Source organism: Diaphorobacter sp. HDW4B (assembly GCF_011305535.1).
Taxonomy (GTDB): domain Bacteria; phylum Pseudomonadota; class Gammaproteobacteria; order Burkholderiales; family Burkholderiaceae_C; genus Diaphorobacter_A.
In genome coordinates, this window is sequence record NZ_CP049905.1 from 5,381,031 (window position 1) to 5,398,149 (window position 17,119).

The window sequence follows — 17,119 nt, forward strand, 5'->3', positions numbered from 1 at the left end:
CGCTCGTGCGTCGCCACCCCTCCTCCGGCATTCCCGGTGCGAGGGGATTTCGATTTGAATTTGAAAAGAATATCCCGCAACCCCAAGCAGGAAGTCCACGAGAAGAGTTCTCCCAAAATGATGCTTCGCATTCCCGGCCTTCTTCCCCCCGAAGAAGTGAAACTGTGCCGCAAGGCACTCGAAGAAGCCCAATGGCAAGATGGCCGCGCCACGGCAGGAAGCCTTGCCATTCAGGTCAAGGCCAATCTGCAACTGTCACTGGACAGCCCGGTCGCACAAGCCATCGGCAACCGCATTCTCGACCGACTCGGACAGAACCCCTTGTTCATGTCGGCCGCACTACCCCTCAAGGTGCTGCCACCGCGCTTCAATCGTTATGAAAGCGGCGGCACCTACGGCAACCACATCGACAACGCCTTTTTCAACATCCCCGGCACGGCGATCAAAGTACGCACCGACGTATCGACCACCGTGTTCCTGAGCGACCCCGATGAGTATGAAGGCGGCGAGCTTATCGTCGAAGACACCTTCGGCCACCAGAGCGTGAAACTGCCAGCCGGTGACGCCATCGTCTACCCCGGCACCAGCTTGCATCGCGTGAATCCGGTAACCCACGGAACACGCTACGGCAGCTTCTTCTGGACCCACAGCCTCGTGGCCTCCGACGAAAAGCGCCGCATCCTCTTCTACCTCGACCAGGAAATCCAGTCGCTCACCCTGCGCCATCCCGGCGACTCCAGCCTGGCGCCGCTCTCCGGCACCTATCACAACCTGCTGCGCATGTGGGCACAGGCCTGAAGGAGACCGCATGCCCGTTTACTCCAGCGACGCACCGCCCGCTTTGCAACAAGCCCATCCACAGACCACGCTGCCGCTGCGCAGCCACTTCAACCACCTGCTGCAGGAAGCCCAACTGCGCCCCACCATCTCGCGCATCAACGTGCTGCAAGTGTTCATGGCCCATCCCTTGCGGAAAATGAACATCCACGACGTCTACAGAATTCTCGACAGCGCCGGAGTCATCACCAGCATGGCAACCATCCAACGCACACTGAGCCAACTCGCCCTCGGCGGCGTGCTTGCCCGCAGCGGCAGCATGAAGCGCGGCGATGGGAGTTCGCTGTTCTGGATGCAGGAACTGTGAGTCCGTCGTTGGCACACCGACAACACTGAAGCTCTATGCAGGCAAGGCCGTCACTGCTGCTGCATAGTCCGAGTAGCCCTCCTCGCCAGCCGTGTACAAAGTCTTGCGATCAAACTTCGACAACGCCAAGCCCTCGCGCATGCGCGACACCAGATCCGGGTTCCCAACGAAGTGACGAGCAAACGATACCGCCTCGCCCAAACCGGCGATCAACGCAGCTTCGGCTGAATGCGCATCAAACCCGTCGTTCAAGATCAACCGGGCACCAAAATTCTCTCGCGCCAGCGCAAACGCGTCGATATCCGGCACAGGCGCACGCATCACGTGAAGATAAGCAATGCCCAGCTTCGCCGCCTGGCGCATGAGTTCGGCATGCGTCGCGCCCGAGTTCTCGTCGCTGGTGTCGTTGTATGTGTTGCCCGGATTGAGGCGCAAACCCACTCGATCTGCGCCGATGGCCGCTGACATGGCCTGCAGACATTCGGCGGCAAAGCGCACGCGGTGGGCGGCGTCGCCGCCGTATTCATCCGTGCGCTGATTGGTGGACGAGCTCAAAAACTGCATGCTCAGGTAGCCGCTCGTTCCATGCAGTTCCACACCGTCAAAGCCCGCATCAATGGCACGCTGGGCGGCAGCGCCATGCGTGGCGATGGCGGCGCGGACTTCCTCCGTGGTGAGCGCGACCGGCACATCGTGGTCCTGCATGCCTGCGGCGTCGGTCCAGATCTGGCCTGCGGCCTGAATCGCGGAAGCCGACACCGAGCGCACGCCAGCGGGCTTGATGTGTTGGCTGCCAATGCGGCCCGAATGCATGATCTGCAGAACAATGCTGCCGCCGCGCGCATGCACGGCATCGGTCACACGTTGCCAGGCGCGTACCTGCTCGGCGGTTTCGATGCCGGGTTGACGGCAGTAGGCCTGGCCGGTCACTTCGGGCCAGGTGCCTTCGGCAACGATCAGCCCTGCGTCGGCGCGTTGGGCGTAATGCTCGACCATCATCGCCGTGGGCAGGCCGTCGGGCGTGGCGCGGTTGCGCGTCATGGGGGCCATGACGATGCGGTTGCGCAGATGGATGCGGCCCAGTTGCATGGGCGTGAAAAGTTGTTGGGGGTTCATGTGCGAATCTCCATCGTCAATCTGCTCAACGCACGCGCATGCGCGGGTCGGGTGTGCCGCGGCGCATGGTTTTGAGAAACTCGCCAAGCGGCGCTGGCGCGGCGATCTCGGGCAACTCGTCCTTGCCGGGACGATTCGCCCAGAACTCCTTCCAGCTCGGAAACAGCTCATGAAACGCGCCGTGATAAGGCTCGCGGCCGGGCCAGCGCATCTTCATGTCGCCAATCGGCGGCTTGTTCAGATCCGTCGCGTACCAATAGCATGGCAGGCGACGGCGGAAAAACCACTGGCCATCGATGCGCTCGTAATCGTCCCAGTACAGCATCTGCATGATCACCCATTCCGCGCCGCACTCATGCTCGTTCTTGGAATAGACGACGCCCGTGGCGTGGTCCTTGTCCGAGAACTCGATGATGTGCTGACCCAGATGGTGCGAGGTGCCCGTGAACTGGTCACGCAGTGTGGAATCCTGCCAGGCCTTGAAGTGCGCGCGCCCCACTTTTTCGCGGCCCACGCGGATGTCGGGCGCGAACAGATTGACATGCGCATCCATGTCGCGCATGTCGAGCGACAGCGAATACTTGCCCGCCAGTTGGCGGATGGCGTCCAGCGATTCCAGACGGTCGATGCGCTCTTCGAGCGTCGATGGCCATTGACTCATTTCAGCAAGCCTCTCATCAAAGCGCAGTGACGAGCACGGCGGAACGGCCACCGTCCACCGGCAGCGCTGCGCCCGTCACATAGCTGGACTCATCGCTTGCCAGGAACAACGCGGCATTCGCCAACTCCACGGGTTGACCGACGCGGCCCATGGGAATCAGCTTTTCGGTGGTCTTGCGCGACGCATCATCGGCCAGCATGCCGGCAGTCGATGGGGTTTCGACCACCGCAGGAATCACCACGTTCACGCGCACGTTGGCAGGCGCGCCTTCTGCGGCAGCCGCGCGCGAGAAGTTGATGATCGCCGCCTTGGCGGCCGAGTAACCCGACATGTAGGGCGTGCCCAGCGTTCCGCAGATCGAGCTCACATTGATGATGGAGCCGCCCTTGTTCTGCTTGGTCATCAGTTGCAGCGCGGTGCGCGTGCCCCAGAACGTGCCGTCCACCGAGGTGTTGAAATTGGCGTGCCAGTCCTGCGTCGTCATCGCATCGATGCCGCCCCAGGTGTAGGCCATGGCGTTGTTCACCAACACGTCGAGCGCGCCGTGCTTCTGCGCGGTCTGCTCCAGCGCGCCGACGATCTGCTGCTCGTTGCCCACATCGGCCACCACCGCCTCGGCCTTGCCACCTGCGGCCTGGATGCGCGCGACCACTTCTTCCAGCGGCTCCTTGCGACGCCCGCAGATCACCACGGTCGCACCCTCTTGCGCAAAGCGCTCGGCCGTTGCCGCACCAATGCCGGAACCACCACCGGTCACGAACGCGACCTTGCCATCCAGACGCTTGCTGTTGTTTGCGTTGTTGCTGCTGCTCATGTGATGTGTTCTCCGCTCAGATGAAAGCGCTGCCGCCGTTGACCGCCACGTTCTGACCGGTCACGAAACCGCTGTCATCGCTGGCAAGAAACACCGCCACTTTGGCAATGTCCTCGGGCTCGGCCATGCGGCCCATGGGCACGCCCTTGATGATGGCGTCGGCCCACTCCTGCGGAATGCCTTGCATCATCGGCGTGTTGGTCGGGCCGGGCACCAGCGTGTTCACGCGAATGCCTTGCGGAGCCAACTCCTTGGCCATGCCGCGCGTGAGACCCATGATCGCGGCCTTCGATGCGCAGTAGTGCGCGGGGCCATCACCGCTCACCGCCGAAGTGCTGGAGATGTTGACCACCGCACCGCCCGTCTTGGTCTCCTGCATGACCTTGACGGCTTCACGTGCGCAGTAGAAAGCGCCATTCAGATTCACACCAATCACGCGCGCCCAGGTTTCATCGGGGATGTCCGCAAACTGATCGACCGAACCCACACCCGCGTTGTTTACCAGCGCATCGACGCGGCCCAGCTCCTTCTTGATCTCGGAAAACAGCGCAGTAACGGCCTTGCTGTCGGCCACGTTCACCGAGCGTGCAAGATGCTTACCATCGAGTCCATTCAAAGTTTCCTTGGCGGCCTGCTCGTTCAAATCCACCGCCACCACGGTTGCACCTTCACCCGCAAAACGCTGCGCAATCGCGCGCCCCATGCCCTGACCCGCACCTGTGACCACCGCCACCTTACCTTGCATTCGCATTTTTTCGTCTCCTTGTTGACATGAATGATTCGACCTGTCAAGCGTAGAGAAAAGCGGTTTTCCAACCATCGTCCGATGAGACTATGAAACAAGGACGAGGAGTGGTTAGAGTGCCCTAACACTACATACACCTCATACCGTTCAAACAACACAAAGGAGATACTGCAATGACAAACACAAGCGAACGATTCAGCGGCAAGGTAGCCATCGTCACCGGCGGTGCCAGCGGCGTGGGCCTGGAAGTCGTGCAACTGCTGCACTCACAAGGCGCGAAGGTCTGCATCAGCGACATCAACGAAGAAGCAGGCAAGGCGCTGGCCGCACGTCTGGGCGAACGCGCCCTGTTCGTGCGCCACGACGTGACCAACGAAGACCAATGGAAAGCAGCCATCGCCAGAACGCAGGAAGCCTTCAGCGCGCCGCTCAACGTGCTGGTCAACAACGCAGGCATTCTGCTCAAGGGCGACATGGAAACCGGGCGCCTGGAAGACTTCCGCAGGCTGCTCAACGTGAACACCGAATCCGTCTTTATCGGCTGCCAGCAAGGCATTGCGGCGATGAAGGAGCATGGTGGCTCGATCATCAACATGGCGTCCGTCTCTTCGTGGCTGCCGGTCGATCCGTATGCGGGTTACAGCGCGAGCAAGGCGGCAGTGTCGGCGTTGACGCGTGCTGCTGCTCTCCTGTGCCGCAAGAAGGGGTATGCGGTGCGGGTGAATTCTGTTCATCCCGACGGGATCTATACGCCGATGATGCAGGCGTCCTTACCTTCCGGGGTGACGCGGGAGATGGTGTTGCATGATGCTGCGCGCAATCGCGCGGGGCGGACTTACATGCCGGATCGGATTGCTCAATTGGTGGCGTTCTTGGCCAGTGATGAGTCAAGTGTGATGAGTGGGAGTGAGTTGCATGCTGACAACTCCATTCTCGGAATGGGGCTTTGATCCTTTTGCTTGGTTTGGGTCTGCTAGGTGGTTGCTTACGGGTGCCGGGTGTTCGCCCCGGCGGGCGAGTAACTTTTCGCTGGCGCGCGAAAAGTCACCAAAAGCGCGCTTGAATTCGGGGGCACGCGGCAGAACTCACTGCGAGCCCCGGAGGGCTCTCCGTTCGGGCAACCGCCGCGAGTCAGTGGTTTCATAAGAGGTATGTCACGGCACATCGCTTCGCTCGTGCTGCATCTCGCGACTGCGCGAGATGCCTAGGTGCCAGCCGCGTGACGAATTGAACTCTCGTGCTCAAACGTTGGCTTTTTTCGTCGCGATGCTTGTGCCTCCGCTGCTGCATCGCAGAATGCAGCAGCCCCCTCCCCAGCTTTTGCTCTGACTCACGATAGTTGTCCGAACGGCGCGCCTACGGCGCAAAGTGAGTTCTATCGTGTGCCCCCGAATTCAAAGCGCTTTTTGGTGACTTTTTGGCGCAAGCAAAAAGTTACTCGCCCGCCGGGGCGAACACCCGGCATCCGCAATCAACCACCTAGCAACGCCTCAAAAAAAAATCAACCCACCAAGGCCCGAGCGGCCAAGAGCTCCCCAACCACCCCCACCAACTCCCTCTTCTGCACCTTGTTGGAAGCATTCACAGGCAAAGAATCCAACTGCACCACATGACGCGGCACTTTGTAGTTCGCCATCTTCGCCCGGCACCAGGCGATGAAAGCGTCCGAATCCACCTGCACGCCATTGCGAGCAACAACCACTGCGCAGCCCACTTCACCCATGCGCTCGTCCGCAACGCCAATCACCGCTACCTGCGCGACGTCGGGATGGTCTGCGAGCATACGTTCGATTTCTGCTGGGTAGCAGTTGAAGCCGCCGACGATGAACATGTCCTTCAAACGATCTGTGATGCGCAAGTAACCGCGTTCGTCGAGCACGCCCACGTCGCCTGTGTGCAGCCATCCTTCGCTGTCTATGGTTTCGGCCGTGGCCTTGGCGTCTTCAAAGTAGCCCTTCATCACGTGGTAGCCGCGCAGCACCACTTCGCCCGCCTGTCCAGCGGCAACGGGCTGGTTGTTCTCGTCCACGCAGCGCAGTTCCGTTCCGGGCAGTGCGTGGCCGCAGGTGTTGGCCACCGTGTTCGCGTCGTCACTGGGTTCGCAGATGGTTGCGCAGCCGCCGCATTCCGTCAGGCCGTAAGCCGTGGTCACGTTGGCGATGCCCAGTTCCTCGCGCATGCGGGTGATGAGGATCGGGGGGACCGTAGCCGCGCCGGTGACTGCGGATTGCAGACTGCTCAGGTTGAAGTCCGTGAGTTTGGGGTGCGCAAGCATGGTCAAAAACAGCGTTGGCGGACCGGGCAGGAAACTGATCTTGTCGTCCTGGATGCGGCGCAGGATGGCGTCGGCGTCGAAGACTTGTTCCGGGTAGATGGTCGCCCCAGCCATGAGTGCGGCGATCCAACCGGCCTTGTAGCCGAAGGTGTGGAAGAACGGGTTGACCACCAGATAATGATCGCCGTGGCGCAGGTTGACCACATTGGCCCAGGCCTTGAACGCCAGAATCGTGGGGTAGTGCGCGGCCATCACGCCCTTGGGCCGGCCCGTGGTGCCAGAGGTGAACATCAGGTCCGCCGTGTCGTCGGGCTGGATCAGCGCCTCGCGTTCGGTCTGCGCATCGGCGCTTGACTTGGCGGCCAGTTGCATGAAGGCCGACCAGTTCATGTCGGCACTCGACAGCACCTTGTCGCCCGCCACGATGATGGATTGCAGCGTTTTCGGGCGCAGTCCTGCGAGCAGATCGGGGTAGTAACGCCCCAGAAAATCACCCACACTGAGCAGCACGCGCGCGCCGCTGCGGTCCAGAATGTCGGCGGCTTCCTCGCCCTTCATGCGGGTGTTGAGCGGCACGAGCACGCCACCGGCTGCATGCACGCCGCAGGCCGCGATGATCCATTCGCTCATGTTGGGCAGCCAGATCGCGACGCGGTCGCCCTTTTGCACGCCCAGCGCCATGAACGCACGTGCAGCCTCGCGGGCCTGTTGGAGCAGTCCTGCGTAGCTGATCGATTTTTCGCCTTCGATGATGGCGGGATGCTGGTCGCCATAACGCTCGGCCATTTCGGCCAGCATCTGCGGCAGGGTCTGCTTCATGAGCTGGTTGTTGTCGTTGTTGTTCAAAGCGTCAGACATGGGTGAAATCACTCCGGAAATTGGATGCGCAGCTTGTCGCTGGTAGGAACCGACTGGCAGGACAAAATCCATTTCTTGGACAAGTCCTTTGCGTCCAACACTTCGTTGTGACGCATGTGGACCGAGCCGTCCTGCACCTTGCACATGCACGATGCGCACATACCCGCCTGGCACGAGAACGGAGCGTTGATACCGTTGCGCAGCGCGGCTTCGAGCAGGGTTTCGTTGCCGCCGCAGGTGAATTCGTACTCCTCGCCATCAAGGCGCATCTGCACCTGCGCTTCGTCCACGGCTACGGGTGTTGTTGCGGCTTCTGCGGCGTCCTTCTGCTGCATTTCCTGCAGCGCTTCTTCGTCAGGCAGCGAGACAAAGCGCTCGACATGCACGCTCTCTTCGGCCATGCCCGCTTGCACCAGCGCGGCCTGCGCCGCGTCCATGAAAGGACCGGGGCCGCAGATGAAAGCCTGTGCGCTGCTGACCACGAACGGCCTGGCCCAGATCGCCAATTGCTGCTGCGAAGGCGCGCCCTGCAAGGTGTCGAGCCAGTGCACGATCTGCAGACGTTCGGGATAGGCGCTCGCCAAAGCCTGCAAATCCTTCTTGAAGATCACCGATCGTTCATCGCGATTGGCATAGAACAGCACCACGCGGCCTTCGTGCTTTTGCAGCACGGTGCGCAGAATCGAGAACACCGGCGTGATGCCGCTGCCGCCCGCCAACAGCAGAAAATCCTGCGACATATTTTTCGGCGAGAACAACCCCGAAGGCGGCAGCAGCTCGATCGAGTCACCCACGCGCACCTTGTCGCACACCCAATTCGAGCCACGCCCCTGGTGCACGCGCTTCACGGTCACGCGCAACGCGGCGTCAAGTGCGGGCGAGCTCGACATCGAGTAGCAACGCGGCACATGGCGGCCCTCGATGGGAAGACGCAGCGTGAGGAACTGACCGGGCCGGTAGCTGAACTGCTCCGACAAATGCGACGGCACCTCGAACACGATGGACTTGGTGTCGTGCGTTTCCTCGATCACCTCTTTCACCCGCAGCGGGTGGTAGCGGCTGGCCGCTGGCGTGGCTTCACTGGTCGTCGTCATATCACTTTCCCTGACTCACTCACTCAAACTCTGCACTTGCTCTCACAGCACCGGCGCTCATGCCAGTGCAATATCCAGTTCGACTTGTCTTGCTTCGGCGTTCACCGGCTTGGCGCTGGGTTGCACATCGGCCGCAGCCGCGCGACCCGCACGACGCCCGGAGAACACGCAATCGGCCAGCGACAGACCGCTCACATAACGCGAAGAAGCCACGCCAACCGCCGTGCGACCAGCCGCGTACAGGCCCGGAATGTCACGACCATGCGCATCGAGCACATGACCGCTTTCTTCGTTGACCTTCAAACCGCCCAAGCTCAGCACCGCGAGCGGGAACATCTTCTGCGTGATCGAGATGTCGATGGCGAACAGCGTGCCGCCCTTGAACTCGTGGCGCATATCCATGGCCTTGCCCATCGTATCGACGCGCTCGCCGCGTGCAGCGGCGTTCGCATCGTCGAACTGGCGCTGCAGCACATTCGCATCCGCACCGATCTTTCGCGCAAGATCGGCCACATCGCGGCCTTTGACCGCAACCTTGTACATCAAAGCCAGCGCAGGCATGGACTGGAACGCCCACAGGCCACCGAACAGACATTGCCATGTGGCTTGGCGACGCAGCGCGCTGTCGATGATCAACCAGGCCTTGCCGCCCTGCTTTTCCATCAGCTCGTAGCCAAGCTTGGCTCCGTAGACCTGCTCGTTGCAGAAGCGTTCGCCGCGACGATTTACCACCAGACCCTTGGGCCAGACGGCAGGTGGCGTGATGAAACGCCATGCGGAGATGTTGTTCAGATCTTGCGTGCCCGCATTCACCGATTGACCAAGTCGCAGACCCGATCCATCGCAGCCCGCTGCGCCCGTGAGCCAGCCCGGTTTGTAGGCAGGTGCATGCAGGTCCAGCAATTCGGGATTGAAGATGTAGCCACCCGTGCTCAGCACCACGCCCTTGCGTGCGCGCAGATAGCGTTTTTCACCAATCTGGCTTTCGATCTGCGCGGCCTCGCGGCGACCAGCCTGCGCGCGCGGCGCCTGATAAAGACGCCACTTGGCGACCAGCGCATCCAGCGCCTTGTGGCGTGCGGTACGCGGATCGCCTTCGGGCAGCACCCAGACTTCCACGCCCAGAATACGGCCAGTTTTCTGCTCGCGCACCAAGCGACGCACGCGCGCCTGCGTCAACGTGCGCGCGCCATGTGCAATGGTTGACTGCTGCAGCGCGTTGAACAACGTGGTGCCCGACTGGCCCTTGGCCACCGTGCGATGGCCGCGCGGCGCTGGCCTCTTGGCAAGCCGCGGATTGCCGTAAGCTGGCACGACTTCGTTGCCCGAGTAGTAGAGATACACGCCGTCGGGCGGGTACGAGGTCTTGTACTTGGGCATGGTCGAATCAAAGCGCGCGCCCTGCCTTTCCAACCACTCCAGATTGGCGACACTGTCTTCGCAGAAGCGCTTGAGCGTGGCGTCGCTGACCACGCCGTTGACCTCGTGCTTCAAATAGTCGGCCATGGCCTCGGGCGTGTCGTCAAAGCCCGCTGCTTTCTGCTGTTGGGTGCCCCCACCCGCATAGACCACGCCGCCGGAAAGCACGCTCGCGCCGCCACCGCCAAAGCGGTCTACCACCAGCACATCCGCGCCCTGCTCGCGCGCCTCGATGGCAGCGCTCGCACCCGCAGCGCCCCAGCCCACCACCAGCACGTCGGTGCTGTCGTGCCATGTGATCTCGGATTCGGAGCCCACATCCAGCACCTGCTCGATGGGGTTGACGGTGCTGATGCGTTGCTTGTTGGACTTTACTGCCATGCGCGCTGCTCCTTACGCGGCCTGCTTGAGCAGTTGCGTGTTTTCAAGCGGCAGCGGTTTGCCCAGAATGTCGGCCACGGCGCGGAAAGCAAAGGTCATCGCGGGGCCGAGCGTGGAGCCCGCACCGGGATAAGCCGGCCCCATCACCGATGCCGAGTTGTTCCCAACGCAGTACAGCCCGGGAATCACCGCACCCTGTTCATTGAGCACGCGCGCCTCGCGGTCGGTCAGCAGTCCGCCCTTGGTGCCGATCTCGCCGGGCCACAGTTGCATGGCGTAGAACGGGCCTTTTTCCACTGCGCCCAAGTTCGGGTTCTTCAAGCGTGGATCGCCGTAGTAGCGGTCGAACACATTGCCGCCACGATCGAAATCCATGTCCTTGCCGGTCTTGGCATATTCGGTCATGCGGCGCGCGCTGTCCTTCAGACCTGCCGCATCCACGCCGATCTCGCGAGCCAGATCATCGAGCGTCTCGCCCTTCCAATAGACCTTGTTCAGCCAGCTCTTGCGCAGCTTGCTGTCAGGCACGGCCGAGCCGGGCATCAGCGGACCAATGGGATTCTGCGCGCGGAAATTCGCGTCGAACACGATCCACGCAGGTGCCGCGCCATGGCCCTTGGCCGCATCGGCCAGCATGGCCTGTTGGAATTCGGGATACGGGCCCGACTCGTTCAGAAAGCGCAGGCCACGGTTGTTGACCACCATGCAACCGGGCAAGGAGCGCTCGACAAAAATGCCGCGATACGCGGGTTCCTTGGGCACATCCATGGTCGGGCAACCCCAGGACCAGTCCATCAGATACAGTTGCGCGCCGACCGCCTTGCCTGCGCGATGCGCATCGCCTTCGTTGCCACCGACCGGCGTCGCGGTCCATTCGGCACGGCTGGGTTGCACCAGATATTGCTCGCGCATCTGCTGGTTGCGCTCGAAACCACCCGCGCCCAGCAGCACGCCGCGATTGGCGTTGATCTGCACGCGTTGGCCGTCCTTTTCAACGACCACGCCGGTCACGCGACCCGATGCGTCCTGCACCAGTTCCTTGAGCGCGGCCTTGCGCCACATGTCCACGCCCGCCTTGTTGGCAGCCGTGAGCAGTCCGGCGATCAGCGCCTGACCACCCGTGAGGCGACGGTCGCGCCGAGTCTTGTTGCGCCATGGGTAGTCGAGAAAATACTTCAGCATCATGCCGATGATGGTGAAACGCGATTTGAATTCGCGCGAAAGCATCGAGTGCGCTTCGAACGCGTTGATGCTCATGCGACCGAACAGCTGATTGCCCGGAGGGCCGGGGCGCATGGTCTCCAGCGCGGGCATGCCGAGCTTGGCGGCGTTGAAATCGACCGGGTCCATGGTGCGGCCACCGGGCTTCGAGCCTTCGATGTGCGGGTAGTAGTCCGCATACTTGGGCATGCAGCGGTAAGGAACACCGATCTGCTTAAGGTACTCGGCCATCTTGCTGGCGGTTTCCACATAGGCCAGCACGCGGTCGTCGCTCGCCATGCCGCGCACGCAACGCATCATGTAGCCGAAGGCCGTGGGCAGATCATCCTTGACGCCAGCGCGCTTCTGGTCGTAGTTCACCGGAATCCAGATGCCGCCGCCCGACAGCGCCGAGGTACCGCCAAACAGCTCCGTTTTCTCCACGACCAGCGTCTTGAGGCCCTGCTCCTTCGCACGAATCGCCCCCAGCAAAGCACCCGCGCCCGAGCCGACCACCACCACGTCATATTCCTGAACTGCCACGCTGCTTGTCTCCTGTATTAGTCTTTGTTCGTTTGCGTACGGCTCGCAGCCGAGTCACCCCAGCGCTGCCTTCTGAAAACGAAGGCCGCGCGTTTGCTTACCCGTGCTTAGACGAAAGGTTCCTGGTTTTGAATGCCCAGCACCTGCGAGCCATAAGCACGCACATAAGCGTCGGTGTTGTTGGCGATGTGCGAGCGACCCTGATGGATGTCGCGGAACACGCGCTCGATCGGGTTGGTACGAAAGGTGCCGCTGGCAGCGGTCGCACGCAGCAGTTCACTCGCGTGAAAGCCCGTGAGTTTGGGCACGTAGGACGCCTGTGCGCGCTGCAGCAGACGCTCTTCCAGACCCAGCTGGATACCTGTCTTGGCTGCGTCAACAATGCGCGCGTAGTTGCGGAACAGCACCAGCTTGAGTTGATCGAGCGCGATGGTCGCTTCGGTCACGGCGGTCTGCGAGTTCGGATCTTCGGCCGTTCTGTTGCCATGCTTGCCGACGTGGGCGGTGGCGCGGCGCTTGAATTCGCTGATCGCACCATCGAGTGCACCGAGGCACGACGTGGACACCGCACGCTGGAACACATGGGTGAACGGAATGCGGAACAGCCAGTTGGTGTTTTCGGCGCGGCCTGGGCAGCCTGCGTCGGAATGGTCGTTGGTGCGCTGCGTGCGGTGTTCCGGTACAAAGGCGTTTTCGACAATGATGTCGTGCGAACCCGTGGCGCGCAGGCCCAGCACGTCCCAGTTGTCTTCGATGCGGTAGTCGACCTTGGGCACGAGGAAGGTCACATGCTCCAGCGCGCCCGAGCCGTCCTTCTTGGGCAGCAAGCCGCCGAGGAACAGCCAGTCGCAATGCTTGGAGCCGCTCGAAAAGCTCCAGCGGCCACTGAACTGGTAGCCACCTTCGACAGGCACGGCCTTGCCGGTGGGCATGTAGGTCGATGCGATCCGCACGCTGGAATCCTGACTCCACACATCCTGCTGGGCCTGCGCCGGAAACAGCGCGAGCTGCCATGGGTGCACGCCCACCACGCCGAACACCCAGGCCGTGGACATGCAGCCCTTGGCCAGTTCCATCTGGATGGTGTAGAACACGCGCGGGTCCATCTCGTAGCCGCCCCAGCGCTTGGGTTGCAGCACGCGAAAGAACCCTTCGCGCGTCATCTCCTCGATGGTTTCGTCGCTGATGCGACCTTCCGTATCCGCCTGGAAAGAGCGCTCTGCCAGCTTGGGCGCGAGGGCCTTGGCCTTCTCGATCATCTCCAGCGCTTCGGGGGTGAGATAGCTCTCCGGTGCGAATTTGTCCGTCACTGCGTTCATTTGCTTGGGTCTCCGTCTCCGCCGTTCATGCGGCTTTGGGTTGATGGCGTACCAGTGGGTTGTTTGCCGCCAGTGGAGATGAATGCTCTCACCGCAACCAAGGGCATTCATCGTCCGAATTGACTAACGGCGACTAGAGACAAACACGGGTCTGGCCAACCGCCTGCTAGTCCGTGTGTGGGATTCCCGAATGGCGCATTGCCCGCAATCTCCAGCCTCAGGAGACAACCCATGCAAAGCACTGCAGCCACTTTCGATCCCAAGGATTTCCGCCGCGCACTCGGCATGTTCGGCACCGGCGTGACCATCGTGACCACCCGCGCCGACAACGGCGAGCCGGTCGGCATCACCGCCAACAGCTTCAATTCCGTGTCGCTGGAGCCGCCCATGGTGCTGTGGAGCCTGGCCAAGAACGCGCGCAGCCTGCCGGTGTTCCAGAACGCGCAGACGTGGAATGTGCACATCCTCTCGAACGAGCAGGAAGCCCTGTCCAACCGCTTTGCCCGCGCAGGCGAAGACAAGTTCTCGGGCCTGCCGCTCGACTCGCAAGACAGCCACGCCCCGCTGCTGCAGGACTGCAGCGCGCGCTTTCAGTGCAAGACGGCATTTCAGTACGACGGCGGCGACCACATCATCTTCGTGGGCAAAGTCACCGGCTACGACGCCACGCCGCGCCCGCCGCTGCTCTACGTGACCGGCGGCTACGCCCTCGCCTCGCGCAAGTCGGGCGAGATTGCAAGCGAGCCTGCAGCCGACACCAACCGCGCCTATTCCGAAAACCTGATCGGCTACCTGCTCGGCCGTGCGCACTTCCAGGTGCTCAACGGCATCCGCAAACCCATGTCCGAGCAAGGCATGACCGACACCGATTTCTACGTGATGTCGCTGCTCACCGTGCAACAGCCGCAGACGCCCGAACAGATCGCATCGCATGTGGACTACACCGGCATCGACATCGGCTCCATCGCGCTGCAATCGCTGATCGCCAAGGGCCTGCTCGAAGAAAGCCCGCAGCAACCCAAGGCGCTGCAGCTCACCCAGCAAGGCAATGAATCGATTCTGCACGTGCTGGCCGCAGCCAAGGCCGTGGAGGCCGACATCATCGACAGCCTCGGCGAAATGGAAGCCGCCACGCTACGCAATCTGCTGAAGAAGGCCATCTCCGCCACCGACCCGGGCCTGCCCAAACTCTGGCAAGCACGCGCAGCAGCCTGAACGGCGCATGCCACTCTAGTCCATACAAACGATGGCAAGGCGCGGCTTCGACACGAACATCGCACGCAACGCATTGCCGATCCGAGCATCCCTCCCCTTCATCCAAGACAGACATACCTACAGAAAGAAAGAGACAAGCCATGGGCGCCAATGACAAATTCTCCATCCCCGAAGGCAAGTACGTCGACATCGGCGAAGTCGCGGGCTTTGCCCAACGCGTGCACTACCACGAGATGGGCACGGGCGAGCCCGTGATCTTTCTACATGGCGCAGGCGGCGGCGCCAGCGGCTACAGCAACTTCAAGGGCAACTACCCGCAGTTTTCGCGCGCGGGCTTTCGCAGCATCGTGCCCGATCTGCTGGGCTATGGACTGTCCAGCAAGACCGAAGAGCCCAAGCAGTACGACCTTGATTTCTTCATCGCTGGCATCAAGGGTCTGGTCGATCAGTTGGGTCTCAAGGGCATCACGCTGCTCGGCAACTCGTTGGGCGGCGCGGTCGCGCTGGGCTATGCGCTCAAGCATCCTGAAGATGTGAAGCGCCTGATCCTCATGGCCCCCGGCGGCGTGGAAGATCTGGACACCTATCTGGCCATGCCCGGCATCGCCAACATGTTCAGCATCTACAAATCGGGCAAGACCGGCGCGCAAGCCATGCGCTCGGTGATGGAGATGCAGCTCTTCGACAAGACGCTGCTGACCGACGAGATCATCAACGAACGCTCGCCCATCGCCGACACCCAGACCCAAGCCGCGCGCTCGGTGCTCAAGGTGCCGAACATGACCGACGACCTGCACAAGATCAGCGTGCCCGTGCTCGGCTTCTGGGGCGTGAACGACGCGTTCAACCCGGTGAGCGGCGCCAGCAAGTTGGTCGACGGACTGCCCCACTGCCGCGTCTCGCTGGTCACGCAATGCGGCCACTGGGTCCAGGTCGAGCACCAGGACATGTTCAACCGCACCTGCATCGACTTTCTGCAACACGGATGAGCAGCCGCCTGCACGCCACCCGTCCCGCCATGAGCCAGACAGATTTCATCCAGACTCAGGGCCAGCGCCTGTACGACGCACTGCGCAACGCGCGCACGTTGGCACCGCTGACCGACACCCATCCCGACATGAGCGTGGATGAGGCCTACTACATCTCGCTTCACATGCTGGGCCTGCGCGAGCAGTCCGGCGAACGCCTGATCGGCAAGAAGATCGGCGTGACCAGCAAGCCCGTGCAGGACATGCTCGGCGTGCACCAACCCGACTTCGGCTTTCTCACCGACAGCATGCAGTTCGAAGATGGCGCAACCGTTTCGCTGTCCAAAGAGCGCCTGATCCAGCCACGCGCGGAAGGCGAGATCGCCTTCATGCTGCGCAAGGACCTGAAAGGTCCCGGCATCACCCGCGAAGACGTGCTGGACGCAACCGCCTGGGTGGCACCCTGCTTCGAAATCGTCGACTCGCGCATCAACGACTGGAAGATCAAGATCCAGGACACCGTGGCCGACAACGCAAGCTGCGGCGTGTTCGTGATCGGCGATCAGCACACCGATCCGCGCTCGCTCGACCTGGCCGCTGCCTCCATGCAGATGTTCAAGAACGGCGTGCCTTGTGGTGCAGGGCTTGGCTCTGCGGTGCAGGGGCATCCCGCTGAGGCCGTGGCTTGGCTGGCCAATACGCTGGGGGCGTTTGGTATTCCGTTCAAGGCGGGGGAAGTGATTCTTTCGGGCTCGCTTGCGCCGTTGGTGCCTGCGGTGGCGGGGGATCGGTTTTCCATGCTTATCTCCGGCATGGGGGAGTGTTCCATTCAGTTTTCTGTTTGAGTTTTTTTCGGTTCCTTCCTTGGGGTTTGGTGGCTGTTTGGCTGCTGAACCCTTTTTTTCTTTAGCTTGGCGTAGTGATGTTTTGTGGTTGCTTACGGAGGCCGGGACTGCCCCCGGCTGGGCAGTAACTTTTTGCTTGCGCCAAAAAGTCACCAAAAATCGCTTTGAATTCGGGGGCACGCGGCAGAACTCACTTCGCGCCAAGGCGCTCCGTTCGGGCAACCGCCGCGAGTCAGTGTTTTCATAAGAGGTGTGTCACGGCACATTGCTTCGCTCGTGCTGCATCTCGCGAGTTTTGCGCCCATCTTTTGCTTGTATTTCTGTGCTCGATTCGCCGCACTCATCCGTTGATCGCGCGGCTGGTATTGCCCCCTCGCCCGCTGGCGGAAGAGGGTTGGGGTGGGGGTGGAACCAAGCACGAGCGAAGTAGAGTGCCGTCTCACTCCCCGCTCCCGATCCCGTCCCCCGCCCTTCTGGCCACGCCTGATTCTGGAGATTCGTCCGGCTGTTTTGAGCGGCAAG

The 17,119-nt window shown here is 61.9% G+C and carries 15 protein-coding genes; 6 read left to right on the forward strand and 9 right to left on the reverse strand.

Features of this window, described 5'->3' with window-relative positions; all coding sequences use genetic code 11:
- The first annotated feature begins 117 nt into the window (after positions 1-117).
- Together G7048_RS24530 and G7048_RS24535 are read left to right on the forward strand one after the other, a co-directional pair.
- Entirely contained in the window at positions 118-798 is a 681-nt protein-coding gene (locus G7048_RS24530) for a Fe2+-dependent dioxygenase (RefSeq protein WP_166070635.1), read from the forward strand.
- Between the two features lie 10 nt (positions 799-808).
- A complete protein-coding gene (locus G7048_RS24535) occupies positions 809-1,144 on the forward strand; it encodes a transcriptional repressor (protein ID WP_166070636.1) in 336 nt (111 codons plus the stop codon).
- A gap of 33 nt (positions 1,145-1,177) precedes the next feature.
- Here the strand turns inward: G7048_RS24535 and G7048_RS24540 are convergent, their stop codons facing one another.
- From G7048_RS24540 to G7048_RS24555, 4 genes are read right to left on the reverse strand one after another with little or no spacing between them, the layout of a single operon-like run.
- A complete protein-coding gene (locus tag G7048_RS24540) occupies positions 1,178-2,260 on the reverse strand; it encodes an alkene reductase (RefSeq protein WP_166070637.1) in 1,083 nt (360 codons plus the stop codon).
- 25 nt (positions 2,261-2,285) lie between these two features.
- A complete protein-coding gene (locus G7048_RS24545; protein WP_166070638.1) occupies positions 2,286-2,921 on the reverse strand; it encodes a nuclear transport factor 2 family protein in 636 nt (211 codons plus the stop codon).
- A 16-nt stretch (positions 2,922-2,937) separates the two neighbouring features.
- Positions 2,938-3,735 (reverse strand): SDR family NAD(P)-dependent oxidoreductase, encoded by a 798-nt coding sequence (locus G7048_RS24550; protein ID WP_166070639.1) that lies wholly within the window; start codon positions 3,733-3,735, stop codon positions 2,938-2,940.
- 16 nt (positions 3,736-3,751) lie between these two features.
- Positions 3,752-4,486: an SDR family NAD(P)-dependent oxidoreductase gene (locus G7048_RS24555; protein WP_166070640.1), complete on the reverse strand. Its 735-nt coding sequence runs from the start codon at positions 4,484-4,486 to the stop codon at positions 3,752-3,754.
- Positions 4,487-4,653: 167 nt separating this feature from the next.
- Here G7048_RS24555 and G7048_RS24560 point away from each other — a divergent pair, with 167 nt between their 5' ends.
- On the forward strand, positions 4,654-5,430 hold the full coding sequence (locus tag G7048_RS24560) for an SDR family oxidoreductase (protein WP_166070641.1): 777 nt from the start codon (positions 4,654-4,656) through the stop codon (positions 5,428-5,430).
- Between the two features lie 551 nt (positions 5,431-5,981).
- On the opposite strand, the gene G7048_RS24565 is transcribed toward G7048_RS24560, so the two are convergent.
- The 5 genes from G7048_RS24565 to G7048_RS24585 form a co-directional block, all read right to left on the reverse strand.
- A complete protein-coding gene (locus tag G7048_RS24565) occupies positions 5,982-7,613 on the reverse strand; it encodes a FadD3 family acyl-CoA ligase (protein ID WP_166070642.1) in 1,632 nt (543 codons plus the stop codon).
- A gap of 8 nt (positions 7,614-7,621) precedes the next feature.
- Positions 7,622-8,707 (reverse strand): ferredoxin--NADP reductase, encoded by a 1,086-nt coding sequence (locus G7048_RS24570; protein WP_166070643.1) that lies wholly within the window; start codon positions 8,705-8,707, stop codon positions 7,622-7,624.
- A gap of 57 nt (positions 8,708-8,764) precedes the next feature.
- The gene (locus tag G7048_RS24575) at positions 8,765-10,507 is read right to left on the reverse strand and encodes an FAD-binding protein (protein WP_166070644.1); all 1,743 of its coding nucleotides are present in this window, start codon (positions 10,505-10,507) and stop codon (positions 8,765-8,767) included.
- 12 nt (positions 10,508-10,519) lie between these two features.
- On the reverse strand, positions 10,520-12,250 hold the full coding sequence (locus G7048_RS24580) for an FAD-binding protein (protein ID WP_166070645.1): 1,731 nt from the start codon (positions 12,248-12,250) through the stop codon (positions 10,520-10,522).
- Positions 12,251-12,357: 107 nt separating this feature from the next.
- On the reverse strand, positions 12,358-13,569 hold the full coding sequence (locus G7048_RS24585; RefSeq protein ID WP_166070646.1) for an acyl-CoA dehydrogenase family protein: 1,212 nt from the start codon (positions 13,567-13,569) through the stop codon (positions 12,358-12,360).
- Between the two features lie 231 nt (positions 13,570-13,800).
- Between G7048_RS24585 and G7048_RS24590 the strand changes: the two genes are divergently transcribed.
- The 3 genes from G7048_RS24590 (at position 13,801) to G7048_RS24600 (ending at position 16,597) form a co-directional block, all read left to right on the forward strand.
- Positions 13,801-14,784 (forward strand): flavin reductase, encoded by a 984-nt coding sequence (locus G7048_RS24590; RefSeq protein WP_166070647.1) that lies wholly within the window; start codon positions 13,801-13,803, stop codon positions 14,782-14,784.
- 140 nt (positions 14,785-14,924) lie between these two features.
- Positions 14,925-15,773 (forward strand): alpha/beta fold hydrolase, encoded by an 849-nt coding sequence (locus G7048_RS24595; RefSeq protein WP_166070648.1) that lies wholly within the window; start codon positions 14,925-14,927, stop codon positions 15,771-15,773.
- A gap of 29 nt (positions 15,774-15,802) precedes the next feature.
- Complete coding sequence (locus G7048_RS24600; protein WP_166071169.1) at positions 15,803-16,597, forward strand: fumarylacetoacetate hydrolase family protein; 795 nt, start codon at positions 15,803-15,805, stop codon at positions 16,595-16,597.
- Positions 16,598-17,119: the final 522 nt, after the last annotated feature.